Source organism: Oleiphilus sp. HI0086 (assembly GCF_001635225.1).
Genome location: NZ_LWFZ01000047.1, coordinates 1 through 6486 on the forward strand (window position 1 = coordinate 1; position 6486 = coordinate 6486).

The window sequence follows — 6486 nt, forward strand, 5'->3', positions numbered from 1 at the left end:
TTAAAATGATCGGATGTCTTCTCGAACTCTTTATTAAAGCGATTAAGTACTTTATCTAAACCAAATTTATCTTTACTAGTCATCTGATAAGCTCCTGCTAGGAAGGGCAACTAAATTCAAGTCTTAGTCTAGCTTATCTGTCGCAATATGGTAGTTCGGATCTTCTATCACGTTGACTTCGATCAAATCACCGGCGTTTTTAAGCAAGCTTCTACATTCCGGGCTTAGATGGCGAATGTGTAAAGTCTTGTTTGCGTTCAGGTAGCGCTCGGCTAGTGTGTCGATCGCCTCAATGCCTGAGTGGTCGTATACTCTGGATTGAGCGAAGTCGATAATAATGTCGTCGTTGCCCGCTTGAACATCAAATTGCTCTAGGAAGTTCGCAATTGAACCAAAGAACAGGGGGCCTTCTACTTCGTAGACCGTTGAACCTTCTTCATTCTCTTTCTCGTGAATATACACATGCTTCGCGTGTTCCCAGGCAAAGACGAGCGCGGAAACAATTACACCTACGATTACTGCAATTGCCAAGTCTGTTGCCACTGTGACACCAGATACCAGGATTAATACAAAAGCGTCAGAGCGGGGAACTTTTCGAAGAATTCGGAAGCTGGACCATTCAAAGGTACCGATGACAACGATGAACATAACGCCGACTAGTGCAGCAACGGGGATCTGTTCAATCAGAGGCGCGGCAAATAAGATGAAGCAGAGTAGGAATAAGCCTGCAGATATACCGGACAGTCTGCCGCGACCACCTGAATTAACGTTGATCATGCTTTGGCCGATCATTGCACAGCCACCCATGCCACCGAAGAAACCCGTTACAGTATTTGCCACGCCTTGACCGATACACTCTTGGTTACCTTTACCGTGAGTTTGTGTCATTTCATCGATAAGCGTGAGGGTTAATAGAGATTCAATCAAGCCAATCGCTGCCAATATGAAAGAATAAGGCAAGATGATCCACAATGTCTCCAGAGTGAAAGGCACTGATGGAATGCTAAAACTAGGTAAAGAGCCGGAAATTGATGCAACGTCACCTACCACTCGAGTATCAAGGCCAAAGAAAATGACGACCAAAGAGACAATGACAATGGCTGCCAGTGATGAAGGTATCGCCTTGGTTAATTTGGGTAAGAAATGAATAATAGCCATGGTAGCAAAAACGAGAGTAAGCATTGTGATCATGGCATTACTTTCGAGCCAGGCAATATCAATAATGGAACCTTCTAGTCCTGTTCCTTGCAACCAGCCCGTGCCGTTGTTTTCTCCAAACTGGCTAAGTTGAGCGAGGAAAATCACAATCGCGAGGCCGTTAACGAAGCCAAGCATAACCGGGTGGGGAACCATGCGAATAAACTTGCCTAGTTTTAGCATGCCTGCCGCAATTTGTATGATTCCCATTAAAACTACCGTAGCAAAGAGGTATTCAACACCGTGTTGTGCGACCAGCGATACCATAACAACGGCAAGAGCACCGGTAGCACCCGAAATCATTCCTGGTCGACCACCGATACAAGCCGTAATGAGTCCGACCATGAAAGCAGCATACAAACCAACAATTGGCTCCACGCCTGCAACAAAGGCAAATGCAACAGCTTCAGGGACTAGCGCCAATGCAACGGTTAAGCCGGATAGGACGTCGTTCTTGATACTGAGATGCGAGCTTGCGCGGGGTTCGAACATGAATACCTCTGGTTGAGAGAAGGCTTCTCTCGGTCATTAAAATGTCGTTTAAACGGGGGGGCGGATTATAGGGATTGTTGTGCAGCAATACAAATTTGTGAGTATTGCTGCACACTTTTAGGTCTGTTAAATATTCTTACTTACTTTTACGGGGAGGAAGGCCAGTATGCTGGGTCAGAATCTTTCCCTTTTGATTCTTTCTATTTCCCTGCTTGTTCTTATTTCCTGGTCTTTGAGCCGCTTTTCTATTCTGGCTCATCTTGGCACCTTGCTTAGTACCTTTAACTGGTTGGTTTGGTGGAACGAGATGTTTTTTCCCATAGCCAATCAAATGAGCCTTACCCATCGCTTTAAGCGCTTCTCGCAACAGTGGCCAGTTGTCCGGGTCGTGATATCTCAAAAACGCTTTATGTAGGCGTCGCTGTTTTATGCCCTTGGGAATGGACACCTTTTCTGTCTTGTAATTGATCCGGTGGAGCGGATCTCTCTCGGAATGGTACATGGCGGTGGCGCTAGCCATCGGTGAGGGATAAAAGTTTTGTACCTGATCCGCCCTAAATCCGTTTTCTTTTAACCATAATGCCAAGTTCATCATATCGACATCGCGCGTGCCAGGGTGAGCTGATATGAAGTAAGGAATAAGGTATTGCTTTTTTCCGGCTTCGGCAGAATATTTTTCAAATAGTTCTTTAAAGCGATGATAAGTGCCCATGCCGGGTTTCATCATTTTTGATAAAGGGCCGCTCTCAGTATGTTCCGGTGCAATTTTCAGGTAGCCGCCTACATGGTGTGTAACAAGTTCCTTTATATATTCCGGGTCTTCTACTGCTAGGTCGTAGCGTAAGCCGGAAGCAATAAGTATGCGTTTAATTCCGGGTAGTGTTCTGGCGCGTCGGTATAGATTTGTTGTGGGCGAGTGGTCAGTAATCAGATTTTTGCAAATTGAAGGATAGACGCATGACAGTCGACGACAACTTGCATGAATTTCCTCTGAGCGACAATTCTGATGGTACATGTTTGCAGTAGGTCCGCCCAGATCAGAAATGGTGCCGGTGAAACCGGGTGTCATATCCCTGATTCGCTCAATCTCATGGATAACGGAATCTTCTGATCGACTCTGTATTACTCTGCCTTCATGTTCTGTGATCGAGCAGAATGAACAGCCACCAAAACAGCCTCTCATAATATTGACCGAGAAACGTATCATCTCGTAGGCAGGAATTTTTGCATCACCGTAGCTAGGATGAGGCACTCGCTGATAAGCGTGTTCGAAGACGCTATCAAGTTCATCTGTCGATAGAGGAATGGCTGGTGGGTTTACCCAAACATAGCGTTGATCGTGAGGCTGAACAATGGCTCGGGCATTGGCTGGATTAGTTTCCAGGTGCAGTATTCGGGAGGTGTGAGCATAAAGCACAGGGTCCTTGGAAACCTTTTCAAAAGAGGGGAGTAAGATAAATTCTCTCTCTTTATCAGCGCTTTGTTCTGGAAATGGTAAAATTTTGATTGGCTCTGCTTTATCGACTTGCTGATTGTCGGCGCATTTACTTGTCGACTCGGAACCTTCTATTTCAGTTTCTTGATAAGGGTTTTTCTGGAACGGGTGGTTCGCTGGGTCAAGCGCTTTTGGTTTTTCGATGCGCGAGGAATCTTTTATATTCCAGCCTTCTGGCAATTCTTTTAGTAGGCAAGCTGTTCCTTTGATATCTTTCATATCCTTGGGGTGTTCACCTCGGGATATACGTAGGGCTACCTCAGATATTGCTCGCTCTGCATTCCCATAAAGTAGGATATCTGCTTTTGAGTCCATCAGAACCGATCGTTTTACCTTGTCTGACCAGTAGTCGTATTGAGCGATTCGGCGTAGGCTAGCTTCAATCCCACCGATCACAACCGGGATATCTTTGTAGGCTTCTCTACAGCGCTGACTATAAACCGTTACTGCACGGTCAGGGCGCTTACCACCCTCGTTGTTTGGGGTGTAGGCATCGTCATGGCGAATCTTCAGATCAGCTGTATAACGATTGATCATCGAGTCCATGTTGCCCGCAGAAACCGCATAAAATAAATTTGGCTTACCAAGCTTTTGAAAATCATCTTTCGATGTCCAGTCCGGCTGGGCAATAATTCCAACTCGATAACCTTGAGACTCTAGCAGCCGACCAATGACCGCCATGCCAAAGCTGGGGTGGTCGACGTAAGCGTCACCGCAAATGATAATAACATCGCAACTATCCCAACCCAGAGTATCCATTTCCTCACGAGACATGGGTAGGAAGGGTGCAATACCGAAGCATTCTGCCCAGTACTTAGGATAAGAAAAAAGAGAGGTGTCGGCTTGCATAGTTTTCGGCTGCTTAAGTAAGAATAGTTGACTATTTTACATGGTCTTTCTATTTGGGCCTAGTGCTTCTTGGTATACATATCGTAGGGTATGCTTATTCTATGTGGTAATTTCTATATTTATCAGGCACCTTAGCCCTATAAATAGAATTTATTCTGGAACTCAATGTGAGTGATAAACAAGTCGTCGAAGCCAAAAATATTATTGCGGTGATCCTGGCAGCTGGAGAATCGAGTCGTTTCGGTTCGCCTAAACAGCTGGCTGATTGGCACGGGAAACCCTTGTTGCAACATGTGTTTGATACGGTGTCTCAGGTCTTCCCAAAAACCTGGGTGATGCTGGGCGCTAATTACAAAGAAATTAACAGTGTGCTTTCTTTTGGTGTTGCAAAGGTTTTACATGAGAGTGCATGGCAAGAGGGAATGGGAAAGGTCATTGCTAGCGCAGCATCATCTGCAGAGAGCGAAGCCCTGCTGACAGATGAAAACGTGGATGGCCTGTTGTTCTTGCTTGGGGATCAGCCCTTAATAGAAACAAGTGACTTGCGCAAATACTGTACTTTAGTTAATGAGCAAGCGAATGAAATAATTTGTGCAGGATATCAAGAAGAGGACAAGGAGCTTAGTCTTGGAGTGCCCGCATACTTTCCTTGGTCGTATTTGCCTCAGCTAAAAGGCTTGGCTGTACCGGGAAATCAGGGCGGCGCGAAAGGCATAATCTTGCGCAACAAAACGACGCCTGTTTACCTCGGCGGGCGAGTTCAGGATGTTGATACTGAAAGTGACCTGGAGCGCTTACGCTTGGCAGTCACTTCAGTATGCTGATTCAAGTGCTTAGCCAAACAGTCCTGCAGTAACAGCAATACCGACTGCGAATACACCTATGCTGGCCGCCAGCGCCATGCCATAAAACTTATTGGAAGCAGCTCGGTTTTGCCTGATATAGGTTTCAATTGTTTGTGCTGCGACGTCTTCTGCAGTTTCGCGCGTGATTTCATGAGCTTGTTTTATTGCGTCACCCTGTAAGCGTTGCCAAAACTCAGTGTCCATAGATTGGCTAGAGCTAAGGTGCTCTTTTAATTCTTCAATTTGTACAGGGTCTAAGCCTGTATGAGCTTTGCTATCCAGAAGCTCTTGCTTAAATTCAGTGAGTTGGTTTCCTAAAAACAGACTTACTTCTGCAGCAACTTCCTCTTTAATGGACTCAGTTTTCTTATTAATTTCGTTGACGTATTCATCCATGATGCCTTTTAAGTGATCCTGCTGCTCTTGCTTTGAATCACTCAGGATGCGTTTGACATGATCGTATTGCTCGTCGAATAGACTGGATAGGAGCTCGTGAAGGCGGTTGTTAACATTCGCTTTTACGGCTGATCGAGCGACTTGTTCAATGATATCAGACGAAGCTTCGACACTCGGCGCTGCGGCAGGTTTGTCTTGAAGTTCGTCCGGAAGCTCAGTTTTGCTGATTTTACCAAGTTGAGCCTGTTCCTGATCACTAAGAGAGATAGAAATCGCAGGTTTGGGTAGCGTGTTATTAGCTATGTCGCTAGTGAGCTTTTCAATAAGCTCTACCACTTGCTGAGACTCAGCAGGTTTGGTTAGCACACCATAAATACCAAAGTTACGTGCATCTTCAGAGAATTCATCTGACTTTTTTGAGGTGCACATAATAATGGGAATCTCTGATGTCTCAGGATTCATTTTTATTTCTTTGGTAGCGTCAACGCCGTTCATACCCGGCATGAGCTGATCCATAAAAATAACGTCAGGATTATTGTTGGACGCCAAATATGATAAGGCTTCTTCGCCGGAGTTAACCATATCGACTTTAAGGCTGATTTTCTCTAAAAGCTTACTCAATGCAAACCTGGCGACCTTGGAGTCATCTACCAATAAAGCGCTTTTAATTGTCATCATATACCTCGTTAATCTCTATTCAAATTCGTACTTTAAAATTCTGTATGGACGTGTCGTAGCTGGCCGTTTGTGTCTAATTGCAAACGTTGATTACCAGCCTTCTAGCTTAGGACACTCCGTTGCTCGATAACTTTTTTGCCGGTAACACACGCCAGGCTCGCTGGATCTGGCAGTAAACACTTCGCCTTCTGCTGTGGTTAGCGTTGCCTTGCCAAATGGCTTTCCATCTTTAAATGTGCCGGTGATCTTACTTCCATTAGGGTTTAGGATCTCTCCCTTACCGTGATAGAGGCCATCAATAAATTGTCCGACATACTTTTTACCGTTCGCATAGGTTTCGACACCCTTGCCGTGGAACATACCGTTAGAGAATGAACCTTCGTAGTGTCCGCCATCCGGGTAGGTTAGGGAACCGTTACCGTGGAATAAATTGTCTGAGAAGCCGCCAACATATAGTAGGCCCCCCTTGGTTGTAAGAGAGCCTTGCCCATTGAGCACGCCATCAATCCAGAAACCTGTATAGATGTCACCGGT

General features: G+C 45.5%; 5 protein-coding genes. 1 reads left to right on the forward strand and 4 read right to left on the reverse strand.

All coding sequences use genetic code 11. The features are described from left to right. Window positions 1-123: 123 nt before the first annotated feature. Window positions 124-1689, reverse strand: a complete 1566-nt coding sequence (locus A3756_RS00795; protein ID WP_068512480.1) for a SulP family inorganic anion transporter — start codon at window positions 1687-1689, stop codon at window positions 124-126. Between the two features lie 136 nt (window positions 1690-1825). Further along, on the reverse strand, window positions 1826-4033 hold the full coding sequence (locus A3756_RS00800) for a YgiQ family radical SAM protein (RefSeq protein ID WP_082865016.1): 2208 nt from the start codon (window positions 4031-4033) through the stop codon (window positions 1826-1828). Between the two features lie 167 nt (window positions 4034-4200). Between A3756_RS00800 and A3756_RS00805 the strand changes: the two genes are divergently transcribed. Then, window positions 4201-4857, forward strand: coding sequence for a nucleotidyltransferase family protein (locus tag A3756_RS00805; protein ID WP_068512482.1), 657 nt, complete (start codon window positions 4201-4203; stop codon window positions 4855-4857). Window positions 4858-4866: 9 nt separating this feature from the next. Here A3756_RS00805 and A3756_RS00810 read toward each other — a convergent pair whose 3' ends face one another. Further along, a complete protein-coding gene (locus A3756_RS00810) occupies window positions 4867-5952 on the reverse strand; it encodes a response regulator (RefSeq protein WP_231872053.1) in 1086 nt (361 codons plus the stop codon). A gap of 90 nt (window positions 5953-6042) precedes the next feature. Beyond that, window positions 6043-6486 (reverse strand): MORN repeat-containing protein (locus A3756_RS00815; RefSeq protein ID WP_368664555.1); only part of this gene is annotated, 444 nt, incomplete at its 5' end.

Bases quoted from the DNA above. Each gene is read 5' to 3' on its own strand.
- A3756_RS00795 (WP_068512480.1), bottom strand. From the start codon at position 1,689: ATGTTCGAACCCCGCGCAAGCTCGCATCTCAGTATCAAGAACGACGTC.
- A3756_RS00810 (WP_231872053.1), bottom strand. From the start codon at position 5,952: ATGATGACAATTAAAAGCGCTTTATTGGTAGATGACTCCAAGGTCGCC.
- A3756_RS00800 (WP_082865016.1), bottom strand. From the start codon at position 4,033: ATGCAAGCCGACACCTCTCTTTTTTCTTATCCTAAGTACTGGGCAGAA.